General features: G+C 72.4%; 29 protein-coding genes. 13 read left to right on the top strand and 16 right to left on the bottom strand.

Features of this window, described 5'->3' with window-relative positions; translation table 11 throughout:
• Nucleotides 1-6: 6 nt before the first annotated feature.
• Nucleotides 7-1,020 carry an alcohol dehydrogenase catalytic domain-containing protein gene (locus tag ABZX11_RS26185; RefSeq protein WP_354917447.1) on the bottom strand — a complete coding sequence of 338 codons (1,014 nt, stop codon included), beginning with the start codon at nt 1,018-1,020 and terminating at the stop codon, nt 7-9.
• 65 nt (nt 1,021-1,085) lie between these two features.
• On the opposite strand from ABZX11_RS26185, the gene ABZX11_RS26180 reads away from it, so the two are divergent.
• A complete protein-coding gene (locus tag ABZX11_RS26180) occupies nt 1,086-1,685 on the top strand; it encodes a TetR/AcrR family transcriptional regulator (RefSeq protein ID WP_354917444.1) in 600 nt (199 codons plus the stop codon).
• Here the strand turns inward: ABZX11_RS26180 and ABZX11_RS26175 are convergent.
• The 3 genes from ABZX11_RS26175 to ABZX11_RS26165 all read right to left on the bottom strand — a co-directional run bounded on the left by ABZX11_RS26175 (nt 1,673) and on the right by ABZX11_RS26165 (nt 4,424).
• Complete coding sequence (locus ABZX11_RS26175) at nt 1,673-3,079, bottom strand: NAD(P)/FAD-dependent oxidoreductase (protein WP_354917441.1); 1,407 nt, start codon at nt 3,077-3,079, stop codon at nt 1,673-1,675. The two genes, ABZX11_RS26180 and ABZX11_RS26175, sit on opposite strands and share 13 nt — an antisense overlap.
• 1 nt (nt 3,080) lies before the next feature.
• On the bottom strand, nt 3,081-3,644 hold the full coding sequence (locus tag ABZX11_RS26170) for a hypothetical protein (protein ID WP_354917438.1): 564 nt from the start codon (nt 3,642-3,644) through the stop codon (nt 3,081-3,083).
• A 186-nt stretch (nt 3,645-3,830) separates the two neighbouring features.
• Nucleotides 3,831-4,424, bottom strand: a complete 594-nt coding sequence (locus tag ABZX11_RS26165; protein ID WP_354917435.1) for a TetR/AcrR family transcriptional regulator — start codon at nt 4,422-4,424, stop codon at nt 3,831-3,833.
• A gap of 106 nt (nt 4,425-4,530) precedes the next feature.
• Between ABZX11_RS26165 and ABZX11_RS26160 the strand changes: the two genes are divergently transcribed.
• A complete protein-coding gene (locus ABZX11_RS26160) occupies nt 4,531-5,229 on the top strand; it encodes a DJ-1/PfpI family protein (RefSeq protein ID WP_354917432.1) in 699 nt (232 codons plus the stop codon).
• Between the two features lie 86 nt (nt 5,230-5,315).
• Here ABZX11_RS26160 and ABZX11_RS26155 read toward each other — a convergent pair whose 3' ends face one another.
• On the bottom strand, nt 5,316-6,872 hold the full coding sequence (locus tag ABZX11_RS26155) for an alpha-L-arabinofuranosidase B (RefSeq protein WP_354917429.1): 1,557 nt from the start codon (nt 6,870-6,872) through the stop codon (nt 5,316-5,318).
• 51 nt (nt 6,873-6,923) lie between these two features.
• The gene (locus ABZX11_RS26150) at nt 6,924-7,310 is read right to left on the bottom strand and encodes a hypothetical protein (protein ID WP_354917426.1); all 387 of its coding nucleotides are present in this window, start codon (nt 7,308-7,310) and stop codon (nt 6,924-6,926) included.
• Between the two features lie 372 nt (nt 7,311-7,682).
• Between ABZX11_RS26150 and ABZX11_RS26145 the strand changes: the two genes are divergently transcribed.
• Both ABZX11_RS26145 and ABZX11_RS26140 read left to right on the top strand, forming a co-directional pair.
• Nucleotides 7,683-9,167, top strand: a complete 1,485-nt coding sequence (locus ABZX11_RS26145; protein ID WP_354917423.1) for a non-reducing end alpha-L-arabinofuranosidase family hydrolase — start codon at nt 7,683-7,685, stop codon at nt 9,165-9,167.
• A gap of 144 nt (nt 9,168-9,311) precedes the next feature.
• Entirely contained in the window at nt 9,312-10,280 is a 969-nt protein-coding gene (locus ABZX11_RS26140) for a helix-turn-helix domain-containing protein (RefSeq protein ID WP_354917420.1), read from the top strand.
• Between the two features lie 50 nt (nt 10,281-10,330).
• Here ABZX11_RS26140 and ABZX11_RS26135 read toward each other — a convergent pair whose 3' ends face one another.
• The 5 genes from ABZX11_RS26135 to ABZX11_RS26115 all read right to left on the bottom strand — a co-directional run bounded on the left by ABZX11_RS26135 (nt 10,331) and on the right by ABZX11_RS26115 (nt 14,516).
• Nucleotides 10,331-11,071: a D-Ala-D-Ala carboxypeptidase family metallohydrolase gene (locus ABZX11_RS26135; RefSeq protein ID WP_354917417.1), complete on the bottom strand. Its 741-nt coding sequence runs from the start codon at nt 11,069-11,071 to the stop codon at nt 10,331-10,333.
• Nucleotides 11,072-11,093: 22 nt separating this feature from the next.
• Nucleotides 11,094-12,413, bottom strand: coding sequence for a GH25 family lysozyme (locus ABZX11_RS26130; RefSeq protein WP_354917414.1), 1,320 nt, complete (start codon nt 12,411-12,413; stop codon nt 11,094-11,096).
• 162 nt (nt 12,414-12,575) lie between these two features.
• Nucleotides 12,576-13,133, bottom strand: a complete 558-nt coding sequence (locus ABZX11_RS26125; RefSeq protein ID WP_176176938.1) for a hypothetical protein — start codon at nt 13,131-13,133, stop codon at nt 12,576-12,578.
• Nucleotides 13,134-13,225: 92 nt separating this feature from the next.
• Nucleotides 13,226-13,948: an anti-sigma factor gene (locus tag ABZX11_RS26120; protein ID WP_176176937.1), complete on the bottom strand. Its 723-nt coding sequence runs from the start codon at nt 13,946-13,948 to the stop codon at nt 13,226-13,228.
• On the bottom strand, nt 13,905-14,516 hold the full coding sequence (locus tag ABZX11_RS26115) for a sigma-70 family RNA polymerase sigma factor (protein WP_217709701.1): 612 nt from the start codon (nt 14,514-14,516) through the stop codon (nt 13,905-13,907). The genes ABZX11_RS26120 and ABZX11_RS26115 overlap by 44 nt, the downstream gene beginning before the upstream one ends.
• A gap of 225 nt (nt 14,517-14,741) precedes the next feature.
• On the opposite strand from ABZX11_RS26115, the gene ABZX11_RS26110 reads away from it, so the two are divergent.
• The gene (locus ABZX11_RS26110; protein WP_354917410.1) at nt 14,742-15,566 is read left to right on the top strand and encodes a DUF4397 domain-containing protein; all 825 of its coding nucleotides are present in this window, start codon (nt 14,742-14,744) and stop codon (nt 15,564-15,566) included.
• The gene (locus tag ABZX11_RS26105; RefSeq protein ID WP_354917407.1) at nt 15,563-16,234 is read left to right on the top strand and encodes a class F sortase; all 672 of its coding nucleotides are present in this window, start codon (nt 15,563-15,565) and stop codon (nt 16,232-16,234) included. The genes ABZX11_RS26110 and ABZX11_RS26105 overlap by 4 nt, the downstream gene beginning before the upstream one ends.
• Before the next feature lies 1 nt (nt 16,235).
• Here ABZX11_RS26105 and ABZX11_RS26100 read toward each other — a convergent pair whose 3' ends face one another.
• Nucleotides 16,236-16,931 (bottom strand): hypothetical protein, encoded by a 696-nt coding sequence (locus ABZX11_RS26100; protein ID WP_354917404.1) that lies wholly within the window; start codon nt 16,929-16,931, stop codon nt 16,236-16,238.
• 189 nt (nt 16,932-17,120) lie between these two features.
• Nucleotides 17,121-17,330: a CsbD family protein gene (locus ABZX11_RS26095; RefSeq protein ID WP_176176932.1), complete on the bottom strand. Its 210-nt coding sequence runs from the start codon at nt 17,328-17,330 to the stop codon at nt 17,121-17,123.
• A gap of 180 nt (nt 17,331-17,510) precedes the next feature.
• Between ABZX11_RS26095 and ABZX11_RS26090 the strand changes: the two genes are divergently transcribed.
• The 7 genes from ABZX11_RS26090 to ABZX11_RS26060 are packed head-to-tail and all read left to right on the top strand — an operon-like array spanning nt 17,511 to nt 21,613.
• Nucleotides 17,511-17,951 carry an Asp23/Gls24 family envelope stress response protein gene (locus tag ABZX11_RS26090; RefSeq protein ID WP_354917401.1) on the top strand — a complete coding sequence of 147 codons (441 nt, stop codon included), beginning with the start codon at nt 17,511-17,513 and terminating at the stop codon, nt 17,949-17,951.
• Between the two features lie 46 nt (nt 17,952-17,997).
• On the top strand, nt 17,998-18,174 hold the full coding sequence (locus tag ABZX11_RS26085; protein ID WP_354917398.1) for a hypothetical protein: 177 nt from the start codon (nt 17,998-18,000) through the stop codon (nt 18,172-18,174).
• Nucleotides 18,175-18,177: 3 nt separating this feature from the next.
• Nucleotides 18,178-18,552, top strand: coding sequence for an Asp23/Gls24 family envelope stress response protein (locus ABZX11_RS26080; protein ID WP_354917395.1), 375 nt, complete (start codon nt 18,178-18,180; stop codon nt 18,550-18,552).
• Entirely contained in the window at nt 18,549-19,076 is a 528-nt protein-coding gene (locus ABZX11_RS26075) for a DUF6286 domain-containing protein (RefSeq protein WP_354917392.1), read from the top strand. Before ABZX11_RS26080 ends, ABZX11_RS26075 begins: the two co-directional genes overlap by 4 nt.
• A complete protein-coding gene (locus tag ABZX11_RS26070; protein WP_354917389.1) occupies nt 19,073-19,636 on the top strand; it encodes an alkaline shock response membrane anchor protein AmaP in 564 nt (187 codons plus the stop codon). The genes ABZX11_RS26075 and ABZX11_RS26070 overlap by 4 nt, the downstream gene beginning before the upstream one ends.
• A gap of 43 nt (nt 19,637-19,679) precedes the next feature.
• On the top strand, nt 19,680-19,964 hold the full coding sequence (locus ABZX11_RS26065; protein WP_354917386.1) for a hypothetical protein: 285 nt from the start codon (nt 19,680-19,682) through the stop codon (nt 19,962-19,964).
• 35 nt (nt 19,965-19,999) lie between these two features.
• On the top strand, nt 20,000-21,613 hold the full coding sequence (locus tag ABZX11_RS26060; RefSeq protein ID WP_354917383.1) for an alpha-amylase family protein: 1,614 nt from the start codon (nt 20,000-20,002) through the stop codon (nt 21,611-21,613).
• Here ABZX11_RS26060 and ABZX11_RS26055 read toward each other — a convergent pair.
• From ABZX11_RS26055 to ABZX11_RS26045, 3 genes are all read right to left on the bottom strand, one after another.
• Nucleotides 21,603-23,228, bottom strand: coding sequence for a glycoside hydrolase family 13 protein (locus ABZX11_RS26055; RefSeq protein ID WP_354917380.1), 1,626 nt, complete (start codon nt 23,226-23,228; stop codon nt 21,603-21,605). The genes ABZX11_RS26060 and ABZX11_RS26055 overlap by 11 nt on opposite strands.
• Before the next feature lie 29 nt (nt 23,229-23,257).
• Nucleotides 23,258-23,977, bottom strand: coding sequence for a DUF2267 domain-containing protein (locus ABZX11_RS26050; protein WP_354917377.1), 720 nt, complete (start codon nt 23,975-23,977; stop codon nt 23,258-23,260).
• A 79-nt stretch (nt 23,978-24,056) separates the two neighbouring features.
• Complete coding sequence (locus ABZX11_RS26045) at nt 24,057-25,748, bottom strand: helix-turn-helix domain-containing protein (RefSeq protein ID WP_354917375.1); 1,692 nt, start codon at nt 25,746-25,748, stop codon at nt 24,057-24,059.
• Between the last annotated feature and the right edge of the window lie 194 nt (nt 25,749-25,942).

Genomic DNA, 25,942 nt, shown 5'->3' with positions numbered 1-25,942 from the left:
TGTCGATCAACGGATGAAGACCGGCTTCCCCGGCGGCGGGTCCAGCAGCACCTCGACCGCGTCCTCGTAGCCGAACGGCCCGGCCAGGATCGGCGACGGGTCCAAGCGGCCGCCTTCGACGAGCTCGAGGACGGCGGGGACGTGCGGGCTTGCGTGCGGCGGTCCGACGACGAGGGTGATTCCCGTGCCGTACAGGGAGAAGTACGGCAGCCGCGGTTCTCCGAAGTAGACGGACCGGAGCACGCACGTGCCGCCCGGCCGGGTGGAGAGCAGGGCGCACCGGAAGCCGGCGCTCGCCGCCGAGGCGTCCACGACCAGGTCGAAGGAGCCGTCGAGCCGATCGGGGTACGCGTCGGCCGCGATGGCGGCCGCGCCCGCGGCCGCGGCCTTGGCGCACCGGGCTTCGTCGACGTCGAAGTAGGTGACCTTCCCCGCACCCAGCGCGACGGCGCTCAGGACGGTCAGCAGCCCGAGGCTGGCCGTTCCCCCGACCACGAGCACTTCGGCGCCGGGCCGGGCGTCGAGGGCCGGCCGGACGGCCTGGAAGGCGTCGGTGAGGTTGTCGGAGGCCGAGGCGGCCACCACCGGATCGACGGCAGGCGGCAGCGGCGTGAGGTTGTACCGCGCCCACGGGACGCGCACCAGCTCGTCGAACAGCCCGCCCCACAGCCCGCCGGCGCTCGTGCCGTAGGAGGCCAGGCGCGGCACCGAAGCGCAGGCACCCGGCAGCTCGCGCCGGCAGTTCTCGCACGTGCCGCAGCTGATGTGCCACGGGATGACCACCCGCTGCCCGATCCGGAACGGGGAGTCGCCGTCGAGGTCGACGATCTCGCCGACCGCTTCGTGGCCGAGGGCGAACGGCGCCTCGAACGGCGACGGCGACACCACCAGCCGCCGGTCGAGATCGCAGGCGGACGAGGCGATCGGGCGCACCAGCGCGTCGCCCGGCGCGGTGAGGCCGGGCGCCGGCCGGTCCTGCCACTCGAGGCCGCGCGGACCGGTGACGACGAGGCTCTGCATGACGCTCCTTAGACGATGCTCTCTAGAGGGAGCACTCTAGAAGGCGCGTTCGCTATCGTCAACGCATGCCACGCCTCGTCCACGACACGTCGGCGATCCTCGACGCGGCCACCCGGCTGCTCTCCGCGGGAAGCGCCGACGCGATCACCATCGCCGGCGTGATCCGGGAAGCCGCGGTGTCCAGCGGCTCCGTCTACCACCGGTTCCCCAACCGGGCGGCCCTGCTGGCCGCCGTCTGGAACCGGGCGGTGCAGAGCTTCCACGACGAGCTGTACCCGCTCTTCGACGGCGAGCCGGTGGCCGCGGCGGTCGCACTCGGCCGACGGACCGTGAGCTGGTGCCGCGACCACCCGGCCGACGCCCGCGTGCTGCTGGCCGGCCTCGCCTCCTTCGAACCCGCCGCCTGGCCCGCGGAGAGCCGGAACGCGCGCCAGGCCGACCAGGAGCGCTGGGACCGGCAGATCCGCGGCCTGGTGACCGGCCTCCGGACGGCGACCGGGCGGGCGACGGCGGAGATCCTGCTGATCGTCGTCGACCTGCCGTACGCCGCCGTCCGCCGCTACCTCGGCGCCGACCGGCCGATCCCGGCGGCCCTCGAGGACATCGTCGAGCGCGCCATCCGGTCGGCGCTCACGGACACCGGCCGGGTGGGTCAGCGGCCGTAGGCTTCGAGCAGCCGCAGCCACACTTCGCTGACGGTGGGGAAAGCCGGCACCGCGTGCCAGAGCCGGTCGATCGGCACCTCGCCGGCGATCGCGACGGTGGCCGCGTGGATCATCTCCGCGACGTCCGGGCCGACCAGGGTGCAGCCGACGATCACCTTGCGGTCCTCGTCGACGACCATCCGGGCCTGCCCGCGGTAGCCCTCGGCGTGCAGGGCGGATCCCGCGGTGGCGGCCAGGTCGTAGTCGACGATGCGGATGTTCAGCCCGGCCGCCACGGCCTTGGCCGCGGTGAGGCCGACGGACGCGACTTCCGGCTCGGTGAAGACGACCTGGGGCACCGCGCGTTCATCGGCGGTGGCCGCGTGCCTGCCCCAAGGAGCGTCGTCGACCGGCTCTCCCTTGGCGCGGGCCACGATGACGTCCCCGACCGCGCGGGCCTGGTACTTGCCCTGGTGCGTGAGCAGCACGCGGCGGTTCACATCGCCGGCCGCGTACAGCCAGTCGTTGACCCGCAACGTGTCGTCGACCGTGAGCCAGGCACCCGGCTCCAGGCCGATCGTGTCCAGGCCGAGGTCCTGGGTGTTCGGCGTGCGGCCGATCGCGACGAGCAGTTCGTCGGCTTCGATCTGCTCGCCGTCGGTGAGCGTGATGAACACCGTGCCGTCGTCGTGGCGCTTGACGGACCCGGCTTCGGCGCCGACGCGCACCGAAACGCCCTTGTCCCGCAACGACGCTGTCACGTGCTCGCCGACGAACGGCTCGTTGAGGTGCAGCACGCCGTCACGGGCCAGCATCGTCACCGACGAGCCCAGCTCGCTGAACGCCGTCGCCATCTCCGAGGCCACCACCCCGCCGCCGATGACGGCGAGCCGGGCCGGAACCTCCTTCGCGGCCACGGTTTCGCGGCTCGTCCACGGCTTGGCGTCGCGGAGGCCTTCGATGTCCGGGACGAGCGCGCCGCTACCGGTGGCGACGACGACCGCGTGCCGCGCGGTCAGCCTCGTGACGGTGCCGTCGGCCGCGGTCACCTCGACGACCCGGTCACCGGCGATCCGGCCGTGCCCGCGCAGCAGCGGGACCCCGACCGAGTCCAGCCAGGAGACCTGGCCCTCGTCGTTCCAGTGCGACGCGAACTCGTCGCGACGGTGGAGGACGGCGGCCACGTCCAGCTCGCCGGTCACCGCTTCCCGCGCGCCAGGCACCTGCCGAGCCGCGCGGAGGGCCGCGCCGCTGCGCAGCAGCGCCTTGGTCGGCATGCACGCCCAGTAGGAGCACTCACCGCCGACCAGTTCCCGCTCGACGATCGCGGCGGTCAGCCCGCCCTGCACCACCCGGTCGGCCACGTTCTCCCCGACCGGGCCGGCCCCGATGACGACGACGTCGTAGGTCGACATGTCAATTCCCCTTCGCGGCGCGGCCGAGCCGGATCGCCGAGACGAGGAAGAAGATGCCGCCGAGGACGGCGTAACCGGCCACCCCGGACAGTGCCGGGTTCGCCGCGGAGGCGCTGATGACGAAGTTGGCGCCGGCCAGCACGGAGATGCCGCCGCTGAGGATCATCGGCCACTGGCCGCCCATCTTGCGGCGGGAGATGCCGACGACCAGCTGGACCAGACCGGCCACGATCGCCCAGGCACCCCACACCCGCAGCACCGCCGGGATGCCCGACGCGGCGGCGACGCCGATGCCGATGGTGGCGAGCAGGCTGATCGCCATGTTGACGTACAGCCCGGTGACCGAGCCGTTCCCCTTCGCCGAGCGAGCGTCCACGATGGCCGAACCGACGTCGAAGAGCGGGTAGACGACGACCAGTGCCACGCCGATCGCCCCCAGGCCCGACTTGGTCGTCAGGAACACCAGGACCGCCCACACGATGGCGAACGCGAACCGCACGAAGTACAACCGGCGCAGCGCCGGGGCGAACCCACCAACGGCGGGCGAGTCGACAGTAGTCACCATGATCCCTTTCGCAAGACCGAACGTTCTATCTCATGTCAGCCTGGCGGTGGCGCCGTCCGAAGTCAAGACCGAACGTTCTATCTGAATTCTTACGCGCGGCTTCCGCGCGCGGAGACGGGCAGCAGGCGACGCACGGGCACCCCGCGAGGGTGGACCGCGTTCAGGCAGCCGGGGCGGATGGGCGCGTCAGTTCCCCGCGGCGTCGAGGCGGTGCTGCAGGATCCCGTCGACACCCTGGAGGAACGTGGCGCAGACTTCGGCGGGATCGCCCAGGCAACCGGCCGCCATCGCGCCGTCGCGCAACATCACGAAGTGCCGCCCGGCGGGCTCGGGCGGGGTCTCCCCCACCTGCGCGAGCAGGTCCGTGACCGTGTTGCGGAACCAATCGCGATGAGCGAGGACGGCTTGATGCACCGGGTGGGCCGGATCCGGGTACTCCGCCACCGCGTTGAGGAAGGCGCAGCCGCGGAAGTGCGGCGACCCGATCCCGTCGGCAATCACCCCGGCGATTCCCCGCACCGCGTCGACCGCCGGCAGGCCACCGGCGATGACCTTGTCGATCCCGTCACGCTCCATCTCGTGGACACCCTGGAGGTACGCGACGACGAGGTCGTCCTTGCTGGGGAAGTGCCGGTACAGCGTGGCGCGGGTGACCTTGGCCTCCGCGACGACCCGGTCGATCCCGACGGAGTGCAGGCCCTCGGCGTAGAAGATGCGCGTGGCCGTCGCGAGCAGCCGCGACCGCGCTTCGGAGACCTGACCTCGAGCGTTCGGCGCCATCTCGCCAGTTTAGCGGATAGAACGATCGGTATCGCCGGTCCCGGGAACTCCGCCGAGGGTGCGCACGACTGCTGGAGCGACCCTCCCCGGCAGAAAGGCGTCACCGATGGAACGCAGGGACTTCCTCCGGCTCTCCGCCGCCTCGACGGGCACCGCCGCCCTCGCCTCGCTCGCCACCGCAGGCACCGCTTCGGCCGCGCGCGGGACCCTCCGCGTGCAGATCCTGCTCTTCGACGGCGTCGAGGAACAGGACGTCGTCGGTCCGCTCGCCGTGCTGGGCCACGCCGGGCACCAGGGCGGCAAAGCGCAGGTGACGCTGGTCAAGCGCGGTGCGCCGGGCGTGGTGACCGGCACCTTCGGCACGCAGTTCGCGGTGCCCGCGACCTGGAACCCGAACGCCGGCGGCGACGTCCTCCTCGTCCCCGGCGGCGGGTACGCGGCGAAGGACGGCCCCGGGGTCAACGCCCTGATCGAGGACGAGGCGTTCCTGCGCGACCTCGCCCGTACCCGGCACGCCGTCATCGCCGGGGTGTGCACCGGCGTCCTGGTGCTCGCCGCGGCCGGCCTGACCGAGGGCCGCCCGTGCACCACGCACCACCTCGCCAAGGCCGACCTCGCCGCCCGGAAGGCACGGGTGATCGACGCCCGCGTCGTCGACGACGGCGACCTCGTCACCGCGGGCGGGGTCACCTCGGGGTTGGACCTTGCCCTTTGGCTGGTGACCCGGGAACTCGGCGCCGAAGTGGCCGTGGGCGTGGAATCGGTGCTGGAGTACGAGCAACGCGGAGCGGTGTGGCGCCGGTGACGACGGTGGCCGGTCCCTCGACGTGGGAACGAGCACGGCTCCCCCGCGACGCTGCGGGAAAGCCGTGCTCGCGGCCGGTGTGGGGATCAGCTCCAGGGCGAGGCGACGAGCCAGCTCGTGTCCTGGGCCCACGAAGTCGTGGCGTCCCAGGCGTTGCTGCCGCCGTTGCTCGCCACGTAGCCGGTGAAGTTGTAGTGGCGCACGTACTTCGCCGGGTAGTTGACCGACTGGAACGAACGTCCGACGCCGCTGTTGCCCGGGGTCGAACAGAACGTCGCGTCCTGCGCGAACGCCGTCCCGCCGTCGTCGGCGTTCAGGTGGAGCTGGAACGCGTAATGGCGCAGGAACCGGCCGGGCTGGTCGAGGGACTCGAACGACAGGCACGACGAATTGGCCAGACCGGCCCGCACGACCCAGGTCGCGTCGGCCTTGAGCCCCGCCGCGCTCGAGGAGTCCACGGCGGAGATGACCACCTTGTCATCCGAGTCGTTGTGGCGCAGGTAATCGGACGTGCAGCACGCCGTCGTCGCCTGGAGGGAGACCTTCGCTCCCGGGGTGAGGGTTCCGGCTCCGGACGGGGCGCTGCTGTAGCCGGCCGCCGTGATGTTGGCCTGGACTGCGTTCTCGGTCGCGTCCGAGGGGTAGCCCGACGTCATCACGCCTTCGTAGAACGTCCCGCGGCCGCCGACGCTGTTGTCGCCGCCGATGCCGAGGATGATCGCGCCCTGCTTCTTCATCGGGTTGTACCCGGCCACATTCGGCCGGACGCCGCTGTAGTAGGTGGACAGGCCGCCCGACTGGGCGTTGGCGCCGCGGATGGCCCACTGGTTCGGACCACCCTTGACGATGGCCGTCTGGAACCGGTTGGTGACCGTCGGGTCGCCGGCGTTGAAGTGCTGGTTCACCCCGGAGAACAGGCCGTTCTCCAGGTCGGCCATGATCCAGGGACCGGCGCCGCTGCCGTAGCCCCAGCCCTTGTTGTTGCCGAAGTAGATGGCCTCCATCGTGCCGTTTCCGTCGTCGTTGCCGGACGTTTCGGCGTTGCCGTAGTCGAAGCAGCAGCCGCCGTTGTAGTTCGTGCCGTCGAAGATCGCGTACATCCCCTCCGGCTGGTCACCGGTCGCGATGCCGTGGGTGTTGTTGTTGCGGTAGCCGGTGCCGGGCGCCACCGACACGCCGTACGCCTTGTGCCCGGCGACCGTCACCGGCGCCTCGAAGGCGTTCGCGAGGTTGTCGTTCCCGCCCGCGGCCGGCCCGGGCCAGTACCCCCGGAGTGCCTGGGTGAGGTGGTTGCCCTTGCCGGACTCGTCGTAGATCACCGAGATCACGCAGCTGGTGCCGGCGCAGAAGGAATCCTGCGCGGCGGCGTCGGCGTACCCGCCGGCGCTGAGCACGCCGATGTCCCTGGTCGTGTTGTCGGAGGCCCGCCGCACCTGGTACAGCGGCCCGTTGTAGGCCGCGTACAGGGCACGCGTGGTGCTGTGCGCGGCGACGCACGGGGTGCCGCCGGCGGCGTAGATGTCGCACGGCCCTTGCGCCGCGGCCTGCGACGTCGTGGCCGTGGCCGCGAGCAGGCCGGCGGCGAGACTGGTGGTGGCGCCGGCCGCGAGGAGGGCGCGGCGGATCCACGGTGGACGGGTCATCGGATCTCCTTCACACAGGGGGAAATGCGTCACTGAACTTCCGGTGCGTGGTCAGGACCAAGGGGAAGCGGCGAGCCGGGAGGTGTCCTCACGCCACAGTGAGGTGGTGTCCCAGGCGTTGGCGCCGCCGTTGCTCGCGAGGTAGCCCGCGGAGGCGTGGTGGCGGATGAACTTGGCCGCCGTGTCGTGCCGCAGGAATTCGCTGGTGCAGCAGGAAGTGGTGGCCTGCAACGAGACCTTCGCCCCCGGCGTGAAGGGGGTGGTGCTGTGCGCCGCGACGCACGGCCTGCCGCCGGCGGCGTGGATGTCGCCGGGGCCTTGCCCGGCGGCCCGCGAAATCCCGGCGAAGGTGACCAGAGCGGGCAAAACGAGCGTCACCACGACCGCGGAGACCGTCGCTCGGCGGCGCGATCGGCGAAACACGGACAGCGCGGGCACCATGAACTCCTTTGTTCACCGATGACGGATGTTAGCGCTAACAGTTCAGCGGCTGAGGTCTTTCGCTCGAATTCGGAGGGGGAGCCATCACTATCGACGAACACCGGGAGCACGTCAAGACGCCGAAAGCATCTCTCCCCCTGGTGTCCCTTATGGACGGATTGCCGGGAGTGCCTCGCGTTCCGGAAACCTGCCCGTTACGTCTTGACGCCACCGCGGTTATCGTTCACAGTCCTCTGGTGCGTTCAGGCGCACCGCCGGTCGACCAACCGTCCCACCCACCCCCAACCGAATTCCCACCGACCGCGACCGGCAAAATGTTAACGCTAACATTCGGCCGTCACCGGTCCTGCTCGTGAAGGGAACGATGCAATGTCGCTTGGGTTCTCACGCACCGCGAGGTGGCGGCGCCGCCGGCGGGTGGCAGTGGCCGGTGCGGCGGTCGCGCTGGTCGCCAGCGGACTGCTGACGGTCGCCGCGGCCCCGGCGTCGGCCGCCACCGTGGACACGGCCGCCTGGTACGTCCTGGTGAACCGCAACAGCGGCAAGGCCCTCGACGTCAACGGCGCGTCCACCGCCGACGGCGCCGCGCTCATCCAGTGGACCCGCACCAACACGACCAACCAGCAGTTCCAGTTCGTCGACGCCGGCCGCGGGAACTACAAGCTGCGCGCCCGGCATTCCGGCAAGCTCGCCGACGTCCAGGGCGCCTCCACCGCGGACGGCGCCCCGGTCGTCCAGTGGACCGACAACGGCGGCGCCAACCAGCAGTTCAGCCTGGCCGACGCCGGCAGCGGGTACGTCCGGCTGGTCAACCGCAACAGCGGCAAAGCCCTCGACGTGCAAGGCGCCTCGACCGCCGACGCCGCCGGGATCGTGCAGCAGACCGGGTCCACCGGCACCGACCAGCAGTGGCAGCTCGTCCAGGTCGACGGGGGCGCCGCGGCCTGCCCGCTGCCCTCGGCCTACCGCTGGAGCTCGACCGGCCCGCTGGCGAACCCGAAGTCCGGGTGGGTCTCGCTCAAGGACTTCACCAACGTCGTCCTCAACGGCAAGCACGTCGTCTACGCCACCACGCACGACACCGGGACGAACTGGAAGTCCACGAGCTTCAGCCCGTTCACGAACTGGTCCGACATGGCCACCGCGAGCCAGAGCACGATGTCCTTCGGCGCGGTCGCGCCGACGCTGTTCTACTTCGCGCCGAAGAACATCTGGGTCCTCGCCTATCAGTGGGGCTGGCCCGACACGTTCTCCTACCGCACTTCGAGTGATCCCACCGACCCCGGCAGCTGGTCGGCGCAGCAGACGCTGTTCACCGGCACGCTCCCCAGCGGGGCCCCGATCGACCAGACCCTCATCGGCGACGGCACGAACATGTACCTCTTCTTCGCCGACGACAACGGCAGCATCTACCGCGCCACCATGCCCATCGGCACCTTCCCGGGCAGCTTCGGCGCGAGCTACACGAAGATCATGAGCGACACCCCGGCCAACCTCTTCGAAGCGCCGGAGGTCTACAAGGTCAAGGACCAGAACCAGTACCTGATGATCGTGGAGGCGCGGGGCACGAACGAACACCGCTTCTTCCGCTCGTTCACCGCCACCGGCCTGGGCGGCACGTGGACCCCGCAGGCCGCCACCGAGAGCAACCCCTTCGCCGGCAAGGCCAACAGCGGCGCCACCTGGACCAACGACATCAGCCACGGCGACCTGGTCCGCACCAACCCCGACCAGACCAAGACCATCGACCCCTGCAACCTGCAGTTCCTGTACCAGGGCCGCGATCCGGGCTCGGACGGCGTCGACTACGGCCTCCTGCCCTACAAGCCGGGAGTGCTCACGCTGCAACGCTGAAGCCACCCCGGGACGGCGGTCCCGCCTTCCGGCCGAGCGAGGCTCGGCCGGAAGGCGCAATCCGTCAGTTTCTGCCCGGAGAGCGGGAGGACGGTGTTAACTTCCGTCCGTCATCCGCTGCCCGAGCGAGGTGTTCGAGTCACAGTGACACTGCACACGGACAAGTTCGCCGCCTACCTGCGCATGCTGAAGGACCGGAGCGGGCAGGGCTATGAACGGCTCGGCAAGCAGGCCGGGGCCAGTGGCTCCAGCCTGCACCGGTACTGCTCCGGCAAGAGCGTCCCCGCCGACTACCGCGTCGTCCACTCGTTCGCCAAGGTCTGCGGCGCGTCCCCGGCGGAACTGCGCGAACTGCACCAGCTGTGGGCGGTGGCCGACGCCGGCCGCGCCGACGAACCCGACCAGGCCGAAACCGGGACCGAGGCCGGTGACGACGTCCCGCCGCCCCGCCGCCGGCGTGCCTACGCCGCGGCGGCCGTCGCGGTCGTGGTGGCGCTGGCGGGCGGGCTGGTCTGGTTCACCACCGGCGCGTCCGCACCCGCCACCGGCCGGTACGCCGACCGGATGCTGTTCTCCCCCGGGTGCGAGCCACCGGTGAGCATGGGACAGCACGACGAGTGCGTCACCGAGGTGCAGAACCTGCTGGTCGCGGCGCACGGGCGGCTCGCGGTCGACGGCTCGTTCGGGCCGGAGACGCTGCGCCGGGTCACCGCGTTCCAGGTGCTGGCCGGCCTGCCCGCCCGCGGGGTGGTCGACGAGCCCACCAAGACCGCGCTGTACGACCGGCGGACCAGCATGGCCACCTGGCCGGCGGCCGCGGTGGAGCAGCGGGTCCGGGCCGTGTTCACCGAAGCGCCGGACACCGCGGTCGCGATCGCCCGCTGCGCCTCGTTCCTCGACCCGCTCTGGGTGCTGCCGAACACGAACGGCAGCCGCAACTGGGGCGTCTTCCAGATCTCCGACGCCCGCCTGCTGGAGCTGGGCGGCTCGCCGCGGCAGGCGTTCGACCCCGTCTGGAACATCGACGCGGCGCACCGCCTGTGGAGCGTGCGCCACGACTTCCACGACTGGCCGGCCTGCTCGGCGGCGCTGGCGGCCGCGCCGGCGCGCTGAGTGCGGCCGGCGCCGGCTGGGGGACCCGCGCCGGTCCCCCAGCCGGACGATCAGACCGTGCCGTTCTCCCACCACCAGGACCGGCCGAGGTCGGCGCGGCTGTCCACGTGCTGGTGGTCGGTGTTGTAGGTCTCCAGCCCGGAGAACCCGCACGTCTCGGCCTTCTGGTAGACGGTCTTGTTGGCCACGCCCGGCACGTTCAGGTCGGCCGCGGTGCCGTAGAGGTGCATGCTGTCGCTCGCCCCGCCGATCTCGGCGTTGTGCGCGATGCTGCGGAACCCGGAGTTCACCGTGATCGGCTTGTTCCCGAGCTTCTTGCGCAGCGCCTCCAGCTTGTACATGCAGCGCCGGGCGTTCTCCTTGGCGGTGGCCGCGCTGACCTTGCCGCCGTTGAAGGTGCCGCTGTCGCGGTCGGTGAACTCGCTGAAGTTGAAGTGGACGGTGGACCCGTCGCTCTGCTCCAGCGCGTTGAGCGCGGCCTGGGTGGCCGGGCCGACCTGGGCGTCGGCGCCGAGGCCGTAGGCGGTCTGGAACCGGCGGACGGCCGCCGCCGTGCCGGGGCCGAACTCGCCGTCGATCGAAACCCGGCTCTGGCTGGCGTGGTCGGCCGCCCAGCCCGCGACGCGGATCTGGAGTTCGGTGACGTCGGCGCCCGTGTTGCCCTGCACGAGGGTGCGGGACCACGAGTAGGCCTGGGCGGTGCCCGACAGCAGCAGCGGGCTGACCGCCGCGGTGGCGCCGAGCACGACAGCGCCGCGCAGCACCGTGCGGCGGCTCATGGAGGGGGTCATTCTCGTCCTTTCCTAGCGGGGTTCACCGGTTGGCGAGCTGGTCGAGGTCGGCCTGGGTGCCGTTGAAGACGTCGCCGGTGGCGGGCGCGGGGATGCCGTCGGGGATGGCCGCGTCGGTGTACTGCCACATCAGCCAGGTCCGCGACCCGGCGGGCAGCGCCGGCTGCGTGACGGACTGCCGGTAGTCGGCGAGCTGCATCGGGTAGGCCGACAGCGCCGTGGTGCCGTCCAGGCACGCGTCCAGGAACGACTTCTGGGTGTAGATGATCGGGGTCCGGCCGAACGCCGCCTGGACCTTGTCCAGCCACGCCTTGGCGTCGGCGACGGTGACGTACGGCGGGCAGCCGCCGGAACCGTCGTCCTTCCACTCCAGGTCGAACACGGGCGGCAGGTCACCGGCGCGCTTGCCGGTGTACCCGGTGGCCTTCACCGCGGCGATGAACCGGTCCGCCTGCGCGCCGCCGGTGTTCGCCGCCGTGCCCGTGTAGAAGTGGTACGGGCCGACGGCCAGGCCGGCGTTGCGCGCGGCGGGCAGGTCGGTGGCCAGGTAGTCGTCGGTGACGTTCAGGCCGCGGGTCGCCTTGACGGTCGCGAACTCCACCCCGGACGCCTTCACCGCGCCCCAGTTGATGGCCGCGCCGCCGGGGTGCTGGTACTTGGCCGTGTCGACGCCGTCGATCGGGTGCCCGGCGGGCTTCGGTGGCGTGCAGTAGGTGTTGCGGCTCGACCAGTCGGTCACCTTCGCCCAGGTGGTGGGCCCGGCGACGCCGTCGGCACTGGCGTTGACGCAGTGCTGGAACTGGATCACGCGGGTGCGGGTGCCGTCGCCGAACTGGCCGTCGACCGTCAGCGGCGGGTAGTGGCCCGGCTCCATGGCGAGGTTCAGCCGGCACTGCAGTTCCTCGACGTCCGCGCCGGTGGACCCGCTCTGCAGGGTCGGGCGGGCGGTGGAGTGGCCGCACACGACGCTCTGCGCGGTGCCTGCCGTGCCCTGGGTGGCGCACTTGCGCGGCCGCGCGGCCCAGGAGTTGAGGGCGGCCCAGGTGTTCGGCCCGATCTGCCCGTCCACGCTCAGCGCGGCGCACTGCTGGAACACGCGCACGCGCGCGTCGGTCGCCGGGCCGAAGGAGCCGTCGGCGGCGATGGGCGAGTACCGGCTGGCCTTGGTCGCCAGGTTCAGTTCGCACTGCGCCTCGGTGACCGGGGCACCGGACGCGCCTTCTTTCAGGGTGGGCTGGGTACTGGTGTGCCCGCACACCGCAACGGGTTCGGCCGCGACCGCGGGAGCTGCGGCGGCGGGGACCGCCAGCAGCACCGCGACGGCCAGAGCGAGTCTCTGCATGCCGAGAAGGCTGGCAGCGGCCGGGCCGCCGATCGCGCTTCGGCGGCCCGGCCGGGACGCCGGGACGGTCCCGGGCCATCGGACCTGCGGGAACGCCGTCTCCGTGGGACACAGCCGGGACGTGCCTTCGGCTCCGCCCCTCGCGGCGGCGAGGGGACGGGGCTACTTGCGGACCATCGGGTTGCCGTACCCGATGACCAGCCCGGCGGTGAACGCGCTGACGCCGAACGTCTTGTTCAGCAGGGCCGCGGCCGGGGCCGTCAGCGCCAGGGTGACACCGTCCGGCGTCGCCGCGCCGATGGTGAACAGGTCGGCGCGGCTCCCGAAGTCGATCCGGCCGCTGAGCACCCCGCGGTTGAGGTCGATGGTGTAGCTGGTCAGGTACAGGCACTTGCCGCCTGCCCGCAGCAGCAGCCCGCCGACGTGCTCGATGGTGCCGTCCTTGGGGTTGCCGACGATCGTGAACCCGAAGACCGTCTTGCCGCCCGGGTGGCTCACCCGGGCCAGCACCGGCGAGACCTTGACGCCGAGCGAGGTGAGCGCCGCCGCGGCCGCCGGGTCGAGGGTGAGGTCGGTCCGGCCCTTGCCGAAGTAGTGGGGGTGGTGGTGCGACGCGGTGGGGGACGCGGCAGCCGGCTGGGCCGCCTGCGCGGGCGCCGCCACCACCCCGGCCATGGCGGCCGCGGCCACGATGGACATCCCGAGCATCCGAACGCGCATGGGTCACTCCGTTCCCGTTGGTTGCTGGACACCGGGGATACGCGCTGGGGAGCGCGTTCGGATGCAGCGGTCTTCGCGGAGTTTTGCGGCGGTCAGGCGCGCACGGTGCCCTGCAGCATGCTCGTCCCGTGTTCCTGCTGCCCCAGCTGCTGGGCCGAGACGTCGACCACGGGGAACGCCTGCAGGGTGACGGTGGGCGGGATCGCGACGTCGGCTTCGGTGCCGGCGGTGACGCCCAGCGGGATCATCGTGGTCTTGCCGTCGTAGAGCCACACCTGGTAGAGCCCGGCGGGATCGGGCATCCCGGCGAGCTCGAGGTGCAACCGCAGTGCCCCGGAGCCGGTCCGGAGGACCTGCACCTCCCCGGAGGCACCCGCCGGGGCGGCGGCCTGCCGCTGCAGCTGCACCTGGGCGACCACGCGGTCCGGCTCACCGCCCGTGGCCGGCAGGGTCAAGGTGGCGACGGCGGTGATCCCCGCGGCGGCCGCGGCCACGACGCCGTACCGCACCGCGCCGGCGAGCCGGCGTTTGCGCGGCGGGTTCGGCGTGGCACGGTCGTCGCCGACCGCCGTCAGCCGTGGCGGCTCGCTCGCGGACTGCCCGGTGTCGGCGGCGATCCGCGCCCACACCGCTTCGCTCACCGGAGGCAGCGACGCCTCCGCCTCCGCTTCGCGGCCGAGCCCCGCCACGGTGCGCAGGGCCTCGTACTCGTCGCGGCACGCGGCACAGCCGTTCAGGTGAGCTGCGTCGGCCTCGCCGGGTTCCTGCTGGTCAAGGGCGAGCAGGACGAGCCGATCGGAGTCGGGGTGCGTCATCATCCACCTCCTCGGGCGGGTGATCCAGGTGGGACCGGAGGTTCTGCATGCCGCGGCGCAGGTGGCTCTTCACCGTTCCCAGCGGCAGTCCGGTGCGCTCGGCGATCTGGGTGTGGGTCAGGTCGGCGTAGAAGGCCAGCTCCAGGACCTCGCGCTGGGCGGCGGGGAGGCGGGTCAGCCCGTCGGCGACGACGAGCCGGTCCACGATCCGCTCCGGCGACTCCCCCGTCACCGGCTCGGGCGGGGTCGCCGCCGCCACGGCGTCGCTGTCGCGCTGGGCCCGGCCGCGGGCGCGCAGGAGGTCCACGATCCGGCGCCGGGTGATGCCCAGCAGCCAGGTCAGCAGGCCGGCCTTGGCCGGGTCGTAGGTGTGCCGTCCGTTCCACGCGGAGACGAACGTGGCCTGCACGATGTCGTCGACGTCGGCCTGGTCGCGCAGGCTGGCCCTGGCCAGCCGCTGCACCGCGGGGCCGTGCCGGTCGAACGCCGCGCGCAACGCGTCCGGCTCGCCGCCGGCGAACCGCCGGGCGAGCTCGTCGACGGTGCCGCTCGCGGCGTCGTGGAGCACGACCGACACCCTAGCCGTACCTGCCGGCGACGCGACGTCGTCAGTCAGCAACATCCGGCGCACACCTCCGTTCCGCCCGGCGAGCCATCCAGGGGGTACGTCGGCGCGGCCGCCGTCGGATGCAGCGTCCGCCGTCTTGTGAGCAGCCACACCACGGTGCATCCGGGAGCCGGTCCCCCGGCGAATGACCGGGTACTTCCGTTCCCCGACAGCAAGGAGCAGTCGATGCGCCGATTCGGGCAATCCCTCGCGGTGGTGGTGTCCGCCGGGGCGCTGGCCACCCTGACGATCCAGGGCCCCGCCGCGGCGGCCGCCGCGGAGTCCATGGTGTCGGTCGTGCACGGCATTCCCGGCCAGCCGGTCGACGTCTACGTCAACGGCAAGAAGACGCTGGACAACTTCCAGCCTGCCACCGTGGCCGGCCCGCTCAGCCTGGCCGCGGGCACCTACGACGTCGCGCTGACCAAGCCGGGCGAACCGGCCTCGAACCCGCTGCTGGAGAACAAGGCACTGGCCGTGCCCGGCGGCAAGAACCTCAGCCTGGTCGCCCACCTCGACACCGCGGCGAAACCGGCACTGACCGCGTTCGTCAACGACGTTTCCCGCACGGCGCCGGGCAAGGCCCGGCTGGTGGTCCGCCACACGGCCGCCGCCCCGGCGGTCGACGTCCGCGCCGGCGGGAAGCCGGTCTTCCCCGGCCTGACCAACCCGAAGGAGGCCATGGCCGACCTGCCTGCCGGAACGGTGTCCGCCGACGTCACCCTGGCCGGCACCGGCACGGTCGTGCTGGGCCCGAAGGACCTCGCTCTCGCGCCGGGGACCGAGACGATCGTCTACGCGATCGGCTCGGCGGACGCCAAGACGCTCACCCTGGCCGCCCAGACGATCAAGAACCTGGGTGCCGCACCGTCGTCGATGCCGACCGGCAACGGCGGTCTGGCCGCCGACACCGGCACCGGCTCCTGGGCCCGGCCGGCCGCCGGTGGCCTGCTGGTCGCGCTGGTGGGGGCGTTCCTGCTGCGCCGCCGGGTGCAGCGCGCCTCCCGATGAGCGGACGACGTCCCAGCGGTGTGTCCCGGACGGCCGGGGCACACCGCTACGTCCTCGCCGCCGCCGCCGTCGCCGTTGTCGCCGGCGCCGTTGTCTTCGGCGCCGCCGCTACTCCGCGCGCGACCGGCGACCGGCCCTCCGCCGCGTCCGTCACCGGCGCACAGCCGCTCGTGGGTGCCGCACCGACCACGCAAGCGGCCGCGCTTCCCGGCCCGGAGGCGGTGATCGCGCCGACCAGGCTGGTCATCCCGGCCATCGGCGTCGACGCTCCCGTGGTTCCCGTCGGCGTCGACGAGACGGGGGCGTTCGCCGCTCCTGACCGGGTCGGCACCGTCGGCTGGTACCGCTACGGACCCGGCCTCGGCGCACCCGCGGGTTCACTGGTCATCGGCGGACACGTCGACAGCGCCCGGGAGGGCCCCGGCGCGTTCTTCCGCCTCCGCCGCCTCGAACCCGGCGCCCGGCTGCAGTTCACCGGCACCGACGGCAGGACACGGGACTACACCGTCACGGACCGCCGTCAGGTCCCCAAGTCGGCCATCGACCTGCAGGCTTATTTCGACACGACCGGCAGCCCCCGCATCACGCTCTTCACCTGCGGTGGTGCGTTCGACCGGGCCACCAGGAACTACGAAGACAACATCGTGGTCACCGCCGAACCGCGGTAGGTCATCGGCTCCCCCAGACCACGTAGTCCACCGTGACTTCGCCCGATGAGCGGGAGTCGGAGAACGTGAACACCGCGAGGTTCCTCTCCGTCGTCAGGGCGCAGACCGCTCGCCCGGACGCGGTACCGCTGCGCGGCACCCGGGTGAGCCGCAGTTCGGCGGGACACCCGTCGGGCCGGGTGTCCGTTCGGGCGGAGAGCGCCAGCGCGGTACCGGAAACCGCACTGATACCGGTGCTGTCGACGACGATGTCGGCGCCCTCGCTCGGGAAAGCGGTCTTGCCCGCGTCGAAGTCGTAGCCGGTCGAGGTACCCAGGGAGACGCGATCGGCGCCCAGTTCCCGCAGTTCCGGAGCCGGCGGCGAGTCCGTCGTCCGGTCCACGGTGGGCCGGGTCGACGGGGCCGGCTCCGTAGTCGCCGTCGAAGCCGGTGGGGTGACCGGCGGAGCGGAACTCGGAGGCTGCGGGGCGGCTGTCGGCTGCGGCGGCGAATCGTGGCCGCCCCACAGCGCGACTCCGCCGGCCACGAGCAGGCACAGCACACCGAGAGCCGCGGTCACCCTGATCCCGGCGGGCGTCAGCGGGCCGTGCCGGTTGAGCGGCGGCAGCCTGAGGGCCCCGCTCGTGCCGGCGGCGAGGAGCAGCGCGACGGCGATCACGAACACCGCCAGCGCCGACGGATCGGCCCACCCCCTCATGCAGCGGGCTCCCCGCTCTCCGCGGCCCTGACAGTGACCCGGACTTCACGCTGTGGCATGGGCTTCTCCTCGGTCAGGAGCTAGGTCGCTCCCCACCGCGGTGGGGTTACAGCCTGAGGACGCATCCCGCGAAGACCGGTGGCCGGCACGCTCCCTCTCGCCGCGCCGGCCACCGGTCCCCGCGTGGGCTCAGTCCTTCTTCAGAACGTTCTTGACCTTGTCCACGGCGTCCCCGACCGCGTCCTTGACGTTCTCGACCGCGTCCTTCAGGCCGGCCTTCGCCTGGTCCGCCTGGCCTTCCGCACGCAGTTCGTCGTCGCCGGTGGCACGGCCCGCCGCCTCCTTGGCCCGGCCGCCGAGGTCTTCGGCCTTGTTCCCGATCTTGTCGCCCAGCGACATGAGCCGCTCCTTTCGTCGGTCACCGTCCTTCGTGGACGGTCCTGCCCATCAAGACACTCGAGCGCGCCATTCGTCATTGCCCCGGTCGCGTGACCCTGTTCATACGAACGGGGCCGTGACGATTCCCGCGCACCCCGGGTCTTCCCGGCACAACGGTTCACCCGACGAAGGAGGAACACCATGGCCGAGCAGACCACGACCGCCGCGGGCACGACCGGCGCGCTGGTGACCAGCCAGGGCACCACGACGATCGCGGACACCGTCGTGCAGAAGATCTCCGGCCTCGCCACCCGCGAAGTTCCCGGTATTCACTCCCTCGGCGGCGGCGCTGTCCGCGCCTTCTCCGCCATCCGCGAGCGCATCCCGGGCGCGACCGCCTCGGCCGGGCAGGGCGTCTCCGTCGAGGTCGGTGAGAAGCAGGCCGCGGTCGACCTGCAGGTCGTCGTCGAATACGGCGTGTCCATCGCCGATGTCAGCCGGTCGGTGCGCCGGAACGTGATCACCGCGGTCGAGCGGATGACCGGCCTGGAGGTCGTGGAGGTCAACATCGCGGTCGGCGACCTCAACCTGCCCGGTGACGACACCGGCGACACCGGCTCCGACACCGGCCGGGTGCAGTGATCGTCGGCGACGTGGCCACCCCCACCACGGATTGACGGAGGTTCTCATGAACGCCACCCGGACAGGTCTCCTGACCGGTCTCGTCCTCGGTCTCGCCCTCGCCTTCGGCGGCTTCGGCGCGTTCCTGGCCGTCCTCGCGCTCGGCGCGATCGGCTTCCTGGCCGGCCGCCACCTCGACGGCGCCATCGACCTCGGCCGGCTGCTCGGCCGGGACCGGGGCTGACCCGTGACCACCCCAGCGCCCGCCGAAGACCGAGGCCGGCTGGTCATCTCCGGCCACGCCGTCGCCCGGATCACCGCCCACGCCGCCCGCGAGATCGACGCCGTCGGCGGTGCGGCCGGGCGCGTCCTGGGCCTCGCGCTCGGCAGCGAAGACGCCGACCGCCCGGTGCAAGCCGACGCCGAGGTCGACGGCGGCCGGGTGCGGCTGGCCGCCCGGCTGTCCGTCACCTACCCGGCTTCGGTCGCCCGCACCACCGAACGGGCCCGGGCCCACCTGCGCGACCGGGTCGGCGAGCTGACCGGTCTCGATGTGACACGGGTGGACATCACCGTCACCGCACTCCACCCGCCGGCCCCGTCCTCGAGGAGGGTTTCGTGAAACGCCGCCCCCGCCGCACCACCCCGGCTGCGCTGACGGCGCTGGTCGTGACCGCCGCCGGCGTCCTCACCGCCACCGTGGCCGTCCAGCTGATCCTCGGCGAGCGCCCGTGGCTCGACTACGGCGCCACGGCCCGGCGGCTGCACGAGCTGCGCTGGGCCGACCTGCCGGTCGTCGTCACCGGCGGGTTCGTCGCCCTCCTCGGCCTGGTCCTGGTGCTCGCGGCCGTGCTGCCGGGCAGGCTCACCGTGCTCCCGCTGCGCGGCGACCCGGACTCGGGCGCCGCCCGCCACAGCCTGGGCTCGACCCTCCGGGCGGCCGCGGCGCGGGTCGACGGCGTCGAGAAGGTGCGGCTGAAACTGCGGCGGCGCACCGTCCGCGTCCGGGTGCGGACGCGCCGCACCCGCCCCGACGGGATCGCCGACGCGGTCCGCGTCGCGGTCGCCGCGCGGCTGGACCGGATCGATCCGGTCCGCCGTCCCGAGGTCAAGGTCCGTCTTCGCGCACTGAGGAGCACGTCGTGAACCGTCCCGCCGGTCTCAACCGGACGCTGCTGGTCATCGCCGGCCTGCTGCTGATCGCCGCCGGGGCGATCCCGGCCGCGATCCGCTTCCACTGGCTGCCGGCACTCGGCGGGAACCGGCCGATCGTGCCGGGCACCGCGCTGCCGCCCACCTGGGTGCTCTCCGCGACCGCAGCCGCCGGCATCGTCGTGGCGCTGGCCGGACTGCGCTGGCTGGCCGCCCAGCTGATCCGCAAGCCGGCCGGCCGCACCTGGCACTTCGAGGCCGATCCCGGCGCCGGCCGCACCGAACTGGCCACCACCGTGGCGATCGGGCCGTTCACCGAGGAGCTGCGCGGCTACCCGGGCGTGCGCACCGCGACCGCGTCCCTCACCGGCTCCCGCGAGCACCCGGAGCTGTTCGCGGTGGTCTCGGTCGAGCAGGACGGCGATCCCGCCGCGATCCGCGACCGCATCCGCGAAACCGGGGTGCCCCGGCTGTGCCAGGCCCTCGACCTCGACGACCTGCCCACCCACGTCGAGCTGCGCTTCACCACCGCGGCCGGCACCCGCGTCGCCTGACCCCGGGCGTTTGCCGCCGCAGTCACCGGGTATCGCCCGTGACATGGCCGAAAAGGACGAACTGACGACCGAAGACCTGCGTGCCGAAGAATTCGACCGGGCCGCGGTGGGCACCGTGCTCGCCGCCGGTGACTGGGCGGGCTGGGACGACCTGCTCGACTGGCTGCGCACCGAAGGCCCGGGTGTCCCCGAGCTGTCACCCGGTGCGCTGCGCGGCATCCGCCAGGACGCCGAACGGGCCTGCGCCACGGGATTCCCGTTTCCCCACGACCCGGACCACCTCTACGCCCTCCTCCGCGGACAGCACCTCGCGCGAGCGCAAGACTGAGTTTGTCCCGGGGGCCGCCGGGTAGCCGCCGCACCGTGGATCGCTGGTACCGCAACGGGGTGATCTATTCCCTCGACATCGAGACCTTTCAGGATTCCGACGACGACGGTGTCGGTGACCTGCGCGGTCTCGCCGACCGGCTGGACTACCTCGGGCGGCTCGGGGTGGACACGATCTGGCTCAACCCGTGTCACCCGTCGCCGCGCCGCGACGGCGGCTACGACATCACCGACTACTACGGCATCGACCCGCGCTTCGGCACGCTCGGGGACTTCGCCGAACTCGTGAGCCAGGCCGACGAGGCCGGCATCCGGATCGTACTCGACCTGGTCGTCAACCACACCAGCGACGAGCACCCGTGGTTCCGGTCGGCCCTGTCCGGCCGGGAGGCACCACACCACGACTGGTACGTGTGGGCCGACCACGAACCGGCCGACCGGTGGGAAGGCGCCGTGTTCCCGGGCTCCGAAGAGGAGACCTGGACCTACGCCGAAGCCGTCGGCCGCTGGTACCGGCACCGGTTCTACCGCTTCCAGCCCGAACTCGACGTCGAGCACCCCGCGGTGCGGGCCGAGCTGGCCAAGATCGTCACCTTCTGGCTGCGGCTCGGCGTCGCGGGGTTCCGGATCGACGCGGCCCCGTTCCTCATCGAGTCACGCGGGCGACAGGACTTCGGTCTCCTGCGTCAGCTGCGGGAAACCGCCTCCTGGCAACGCGGGGACGCCGTGCTGCTCGCCGAGGCCAACGTGTCCGAGGACGAATTGCTGGAGTACTTCGGCACCGCCGACGACCAGGCCAGCCGCGCGACGATGCTCTTCGACTTCCGGCTCAACCAAGCCCTGATGCTCGCGCTGGCCCGCGGCGACGCCGAGCCGGTCCGGGAGCGGTTGCGGTGCTCGCCGCCGCTGCCCGGCCAGGCCCAGTGGGCCACCTTCCTGCGCAACCACGACGAAGTCGACCTCGGCGGCCTGTCCCCGGCCGAACGCGGCGACGTGATCGGCCGGTTCGGCCCCGAGCCCCACATGCAGCTCTATGACCGCGGCATCCGGCGCAGGCTGGCCTGCATGCTGGACGGCGACCGGCGGCGCCTGGAACTGGCCTACAGCCTGCTGCTGACCATGCCGGGCAGCCCCGTGCTGCGCTACGGCGACGAGATCGGCATGGGCGAGGACCTGGCGCTGCCCGAGCGCACCGCGATCCGCACGCCGATGCAGTGGTCCGACGGGCCCAACGGCGGGTTCTCCCGCGCCGCGGCCGAGCAGCTGGTCGCCCCGCTCGTCGAAGGCGGGCCGTTCGGCTTCGAACGGGTCAACGTCCTCGGCCAGCGCCGGGACCCCAACAGCCTGCTGACCTGGTTCGAGCGGGTGCTGCACACCCGCAAGGAGTGCCCGGAGATCGCCGTCGGCAGGCACGAGCCCGTCGACGGCGGCCGGGCGGAGGTCCTGGTGCACCGGGCCGAAACCGCGAAGGGCCGCATGGTGTTCGTGCACAACCTGGGCCCCTCCGCCTGCCGCGTCCGCATCCCGGCCGAGCCCGACGACCTGGCGCTGCCGGTGTTCGAGGACAGCGGCTACGACGACCGGATCGACCCCGCGGACGTGGCCGTCGCCGGCCACGGCTACCGCTGGTTCCGGCTCGTCACCGCCTGACCAGCCACGCCGCGGCGTCCGCCGGGAGGCGGCCGCCTTCCGGCGGCACGCTGGCCAGCAGCACCCGCGCACTGTCCGGCAGCTCGACGGGCTCGGCGGAGAGGTTGACCACGCACTCGAACCCCGGCTCACGGGCGAAGGACAGCACGCCCTCCGGGGCGGGCAGCCACGTCATGGTGCCGTCCCCCAGCGCGGGGTGTTCTCGCCGCGCGGCGAGAGCGGTGCGGTACAGGCAGAGCATCGACTCGGGGTCGTCGCGCTGCGCCTGCGCGGTCAGGTCCCGCCACCGGGCCGGCTGCGGCAGCCACGTCGGCACGCCGTCGCCGGTGAAGCCGAACGGCGGCGCCGTTCCCGACCACGGCAGCGGCACCCGGCAGCCGTCCCGGCCCCGCTGGGTGTGACCGGAGCGCTCCCACGTCGGGTCGGTGAGCACGTCGTCGGGCAGGTCCTCGACCTCTTCCAGCCCGAGTTCCTCGCCCTGGTAGAGGTACGCGCCGCCGGGCAAGGCCAGCATCAGCAGCAGCGCCGCCCGGGCCCGCCGCCTGCCCAGCGGCAGATCGGCCGGTTCGGACGGGCAGGGGTGGTCCTCGATCCGGGTGTTCACGCGGCCGAACCGCGTCACGTGCCGGACGACGTCGTGGTTGGAGAGCACCCAGGTGGCGGGCGCCCCCACCGCGTGCACGGCGTGCACCGTGCAGTCGATCACCGAGCGCAGCGCTCCGGCGTCCCAAGAACAGCGCAGGAAGTCGAAGTTGAACGCGGTGTGCAGCTCGTCCGGGCGGACGTAGCACGCCAGCCGCTCCGGCTTCGCGACCCAGGCTTCGGCGACGAACACCCGGTCCGGGCCGAACTCGTCCGCGACCTTGCGCCACGACCGGTAGATCTCGTGCACGCCCTCGAGGTCCCAGTGCGGGTGCCGGATGCGGTCCGGCGGCGCCATCAGATCTTCGTGGCCGGTGCCCAGATCGGGGAACGCCGAGTCTTTCACCAGGCCGTGGGCGACGTCGATGCGGACGCCGTCGACGCCACGGGAGAACCAGTACCGCAGCAGGTCCTCGAAGTCGGCCCGCACGTCCGGGTGGTCCCAGTTCAGGTCCGGTTGCTCGGGTGCGAACAGGTGCAGGTACCACTCGCCGTCCGGCACGCGCTGCCACGCGGAGCCGCCGAAGACGCTGCGCCAGTCGGTGGGCGGCAGCTCGCCGCCGTCGCCCCGCCCCGGCCGGAAGTGGTACCGCGCCCGTTCGGGCGAACCGGGCCCGGCGGCCAGCGCGGCCCGGAACCACCGGTGGCGGTCGGAGGTGTGGTTCGGCACGACGTCGATCACCAGCCGCAGCCCGGCCCGGTGCACCTCGGCGATCAGCTCGAGGGCGTCCGCGTCGGTCCCGAACAGCGGGTCGACGGCCCGGTGGTCCTCGATGTCGTAGCCACCGTCGACCATCGGCGAGCGGTAGAAGGGCGTCGTCCACACGGCGTCCACGCCCAGCTCGGCCAGGTAGCCGAGCCGCGCGCGCAGGCCGGCGAGATCGCCGGTACCGTCCCCGTTCGCGTCGGCGAAGCTGCGGGGGTAGACCTCGTAGACGACGGCGTCGCGCCACCAGTTCTCGGAGTTGTCCATGAGAACCGGGTAGCCAGCTCCGGCGGGGCTCAACCGGGTCGTCCCCCGGACCCGACGGCGGCGACGACCTCGTCGATCCGCTCGGCCAGCCACAGGTCCGGCTCGGTGACGACTCCTTCACGGGTGGTCAACAACCGGAAGGTCACACCTCCGTCCACCGGCTCGACGTGGGCGTGGTCGTTCATCGCCCGCGCCTCGCGCTGGACGCGCTCGACCAGCGGCGTGATCCGGTCGGCGGGCAGCTCCACCGTGCGCTCGATCCCGTGCCGGTCCCCCGACCACCCGGTCAGGTGGCGCAGGCCGCGGGCCACCTCTTCGTCCGTCAGCCGCGTCGGGACCTCCGGCCGGTGACTCGCCGCATCGCGGGGCGACTCGCCCGCGGGCCTGAGTGTCTCGACGACAGCACGCGGGAGCCGTCCGCGAAGCTCCTCGGCGAGCGCGGGATCGGTCCGGGTCAGCGCGGTCAGGACGGCCTGGGTCAGGTAGCGGCCCCGCTCGGGCGTGGTCCGCAGCCGCCGGGCCACCGCCGCTTCGACGTCGGTGCCCGACTCCAGGTTCGCCGGCCCGGCGTCCCGCACCGGCCCGGCCTCGGGACTCGGCAGCCGGCCGGCCAGCCACTCGCGCCCGGTGTCCGGCAGGCACCGGGCGAGCGCGGCGACGACGGCGGCGAGTACGGCCCTGGCTTCGTCCGGATCATCCAGCTCGGCCACGTCTTCGACGGCGGTCAGCCACTTCTCGTGCTGTACCACGGTAACTCCCTTCGCGCGGGTGCTTTCGCGGTCGCGTACCCGCCGAGGAGCCGATCACACGTCCGTGCGGCGGGGGTGGTCACGGCGTTCCGCCCAGCACCCGCCACACCCGGGTGGCCAGGTGCAGGTTCAGCCTGCTGTCCACGTCGTTGAGGTCCAGCTCGGTGATCTCCCGGATCCGGCCGAGCCGGTAGCGCAGCGTGCTCCGGTGGATCATCAGCGCGGCGGCGGTGTCGTCGTAGCTGCCGCCGCACTCGAGGTACTGCGTGAGCGTCGGGACCAGCTCGGCGTTGCGCTGGGTGTCGTAGTCGAGCAGTTTCCCGAGCCACTCGCGGACGAACTCGACGACGTCGCCGTGGTTCTGCCCGGTGTCGAGGATGCGGTAGATCCCCAGCTGCTCGAACGTGGTGAAGCCGTTCGGGGTGTGCGAGTTGCGCCGGATCTGCACCGCCCGCACCGCTTCGGCGTAGGACTTGGGCAGCTGGCCCGGGGTGTCACAGCTGCTGCCGATGCCGATCGCCCCGTCGGCACCGAGGCTTTCCGACAGCGAGGCGTACAGCGCCGCACCGTCCGGCCTCCCGGCGACCAGCAGCACCACCGAGCCCGAATGGCGCGACACGAGCGTGGCGAGCCCGAGTGCCGTCACGGCGCGGCCCGTGGCGTCGGCGACCATGTCGTCGGCGAGGTCGCCGGACCACCGCAGCACGACCACGTGGTGCGGGCGGCGCAGGTCGTGCCCGATCGCCTCGGCCCGTGCGTAAGCGCTTCCGTCGTCGGTACCGGCGACGAGGTCGTCCACCAGGTCGCGGTGCAGGCGCAGCTCGGCCTCGGCCAGGCTGCGCTGGTGTGACAGTTCCAGCGCCAGCACGGTCGTGCCGTATTCGAGGGCGAAGACCTGGTCCGCGCCTGCGGTCCGCCCGGGGTCGACGAGGGCGAGCACGCCGAGCACCTCGTGCCGCGGCCGCACCAGCGAGACGAGCCGGTCCTTGACGCGGATCGGCTCGGACCGGGTCGCGGCGCGCCGCAGCAGCTCCTCGCGCCGGTGCACCGCGACCTTCGGGTACGGGTCCGGCCGGCCGGGGCCGCCCCACGCGCGCAGGTTGCCGAATCGATCCTCAATCGCTACGGGCAACGCGGTCAGCTGGTGCAGCGCGTGCGCGATGCCCGGCTCGCCGGCTCCGGAGGCGGAGATGGTGGACAGCACGTCGTGCACCAGCTTCTGCTGCTTGAGCCGCTCCACCGACGCGGACAGCTGCCCGTTGAGCTCCCTCAGTGCCACCGACTGCCGACGCTCCCGCTTGAGCAGCGCCGAGTTGGCCAGCGCCGCGGCCGCCTGCTGGCAGAGCGAGCTGAGCAGGAAGGACTCGTCAGGGGATGGGGCCTGCTCGGCCCGGACCACGAGGATGCCAGTCAGGCCGCCCATCGCGCGCAGCGCGTAGCACCAGCGCCACTGGCCGTCGGACAGCTCGATCCCCCCGCTCTGCCCGTCGAGCTTGCCGACCGCCGCGCCGAGGTCGGGATGGGCCTTTTCCGCACCATTCTGCGGGGTGACCGTTCCGTCGTCGTCGACGAGGTAAGCCGCATCGGTTGTGCAACCAATCAATGACGAAACCGATGCCGCGGCGATGCGCAGGATGTCCGCCGCGTCGCGGCCGTCGAACATCATCATCGAAATCGCGAACAGGCCGTGGAGATTCGACAACTGGGCCAGCCACCAGCTGTCCGTCTTGGCTTCGTTGCCGGGCGTGACCACATCTTCCTCGGGCGTCATAACCGCCTCCCCGGCGCCGAGCTGCTGTTTCGCACCCTACGCCGCCGGGACCTGTTCCGCCGGGCCGACAAGGCTCCCGGAAATTCAGCCTGCGGGGCGCACGCGGGCCGGGCGTGCCTTTGCCACGGTGGAACACATCGGACAGGTTCCCCGTCGCCGAACGCCGGAAGCGGAGAGCGAAAAGCCTGTCCGCA

The sequence above is a fragment of the Amycolatopsis sp. NPDC004169 genome (assembly GCF_040610315.1).
Lineage (GTDB): Bacteria > Actinomycetota > Actinomycetes > Mycobacteriales > Pseudonocardiaceae > Amycolatopsis.
This window is presented reverse-complemented; position numbering and strand designations above follow the sequence as displayed.

Coding starts and splice junctions, on each gene's coding strand:
- ABZX11_RS26185 (WP_354917447.1), bottom strand. CDS start 1,020: ATGCAGAGCCTCGTCGTCACCGGTCCGCGCGGCCTCGAGTGGCAGGAC.
- ABZX11_RS26180 (WP_354917444.1), top strand. CDS start 1,086: ATGCCACGCCTCGTCCACGACACGTCGGCGATCCTCGACGCGGCCACC.
- ABZX11_RS26175 (WP_354917441.1), bottom strand. CDS start 3,079: ATGTCGACCTACGACGTCGTCGTCATCGGGGCCGGCCCGGTCGGGGAG.
- ABZX11_RS26170 (WP_354917438.1), bottom strand. CDS start 3,644: ATGGTGACTACTGTCGACTCGCCCGCCGTTGGTGGGTTCGCCCCGGCG.
- ABZX11_RS26165 (WP_354917435.1), bottom strand. CDS start 4,424: ATGGCGCCGAACGCTCGAGGTCAGGTCTCCGAAGCGCGGTCGCGGCTG.
- ABZX11_RS26160 (WP_354917432.1), top strand. CDS start 4,531: ATGGAACGCAGGGACTTCCTCCGGCTCTCCGCCGCCTCGACGGGCACC.
- ABZX11_RS26155 (WP_354917429.1), bottom strand. CDS start 6,872: ATGACCCGTCCACCGTGGATCCGCCGCGCCCTCCTCGCGGCCGGCGCC.
- ABZX11_RS26145 (WP_354917423.1), top strand. CDS start 7,683: ATGTCGCTTGGGTTCTCACGCACCGCGAGGTGGCGGCGCCGCCGGCGG.
- ABZX11_RS26135 (WP_354917417.1), bottom strand. CDS start 11,071: ATGACCCCCTCCATGAGCCGCCGCACGGTGCTGCGCGGCGCTGTCGTG.
- ABZX11_RS26130 (WP_354917414.1), bottom strand. CDS start 12,413: ATGCAGAGACTCGCTCTGGCCGTCGCGGTGCTGCTGGCGGTCCCCGCC.
- ABZX11_RS26125 (WP_176176938.1), bottom strand. CDS start 13,133: ATGCGCGTTCGGATGCTCGGGATGTCCATCGTGGCCGCGGCCGCCATG.
- ABZX11_RS26120 (WP_176176937.1), bottom strand. CDS start 13,948: ATGACGCACCCCGACTCCGATCGGCTCGTCCTGCTCGCCCTTGACCAG.
- ABZX11_RS26110 (WP_354917410.1), top strand. CDS start 14,742: ATGCGCCGATTCGGGCAATCCCTCGCGGTGGTGGTGTCCGCCGGGGCG.
- ABZX11_RS26105 (WP_354917407.1), top strand. CDS start 15,563: ATGAGCGGACGACGTCCCAGCGGTGTGTCCCGGACGGCCGGGGCACAC.
- ABZX11_RS26100 (WP_354917404.1), bottom strand. CDS start 16,931: ATGAGGGGGTGGGCCGATCCGTCGGCGCTGGCGGTGTTCGTGATCGCC.
- ABZX11_RS26095 (WP_176176932.1), bottom strand. CDS start 17,330: ATGTCGCTGGGCGACAAGATCGGGAACAAGGCCGAAGACCTCGGCGGC.
- ABZX11_RS26090 (WP_354917401.1), top strand. CDS start 17,511: ATGGCCGAGCAGACCACGACCGCCGCGGGCACGACCGGCGCGCTGGTG.
- ABZX11_RS26085 (WP_354917398.1), top strand. CDS start 17,998: ATGAACGCCACCCGGACAGGTCTCCTGACCGGTCTCGTCCTCGGTCTC.
- ABZX11_RS26065 (WP_354917386.1), top strand. CDS start 19,680: ATGGCCGAAAAGGACGAACTGACGACCGAAGACCTGCGTGCCGAAGAA.
- ABZX11_RS26055 (WP_354917380.1), bottom strand. CDS start 23,228: ATGGACAACTCCGAGAACTGGTGGCGCGACGCCGTCGTCTACGAGGTC.
- ABZX11_RS26045 (WP_354917375.1), bottom strand. CDS start 25,748: ATGACGCCCGAGGAAGATGTGGTCACGCCCGGCAACGAAGCCAAGACG.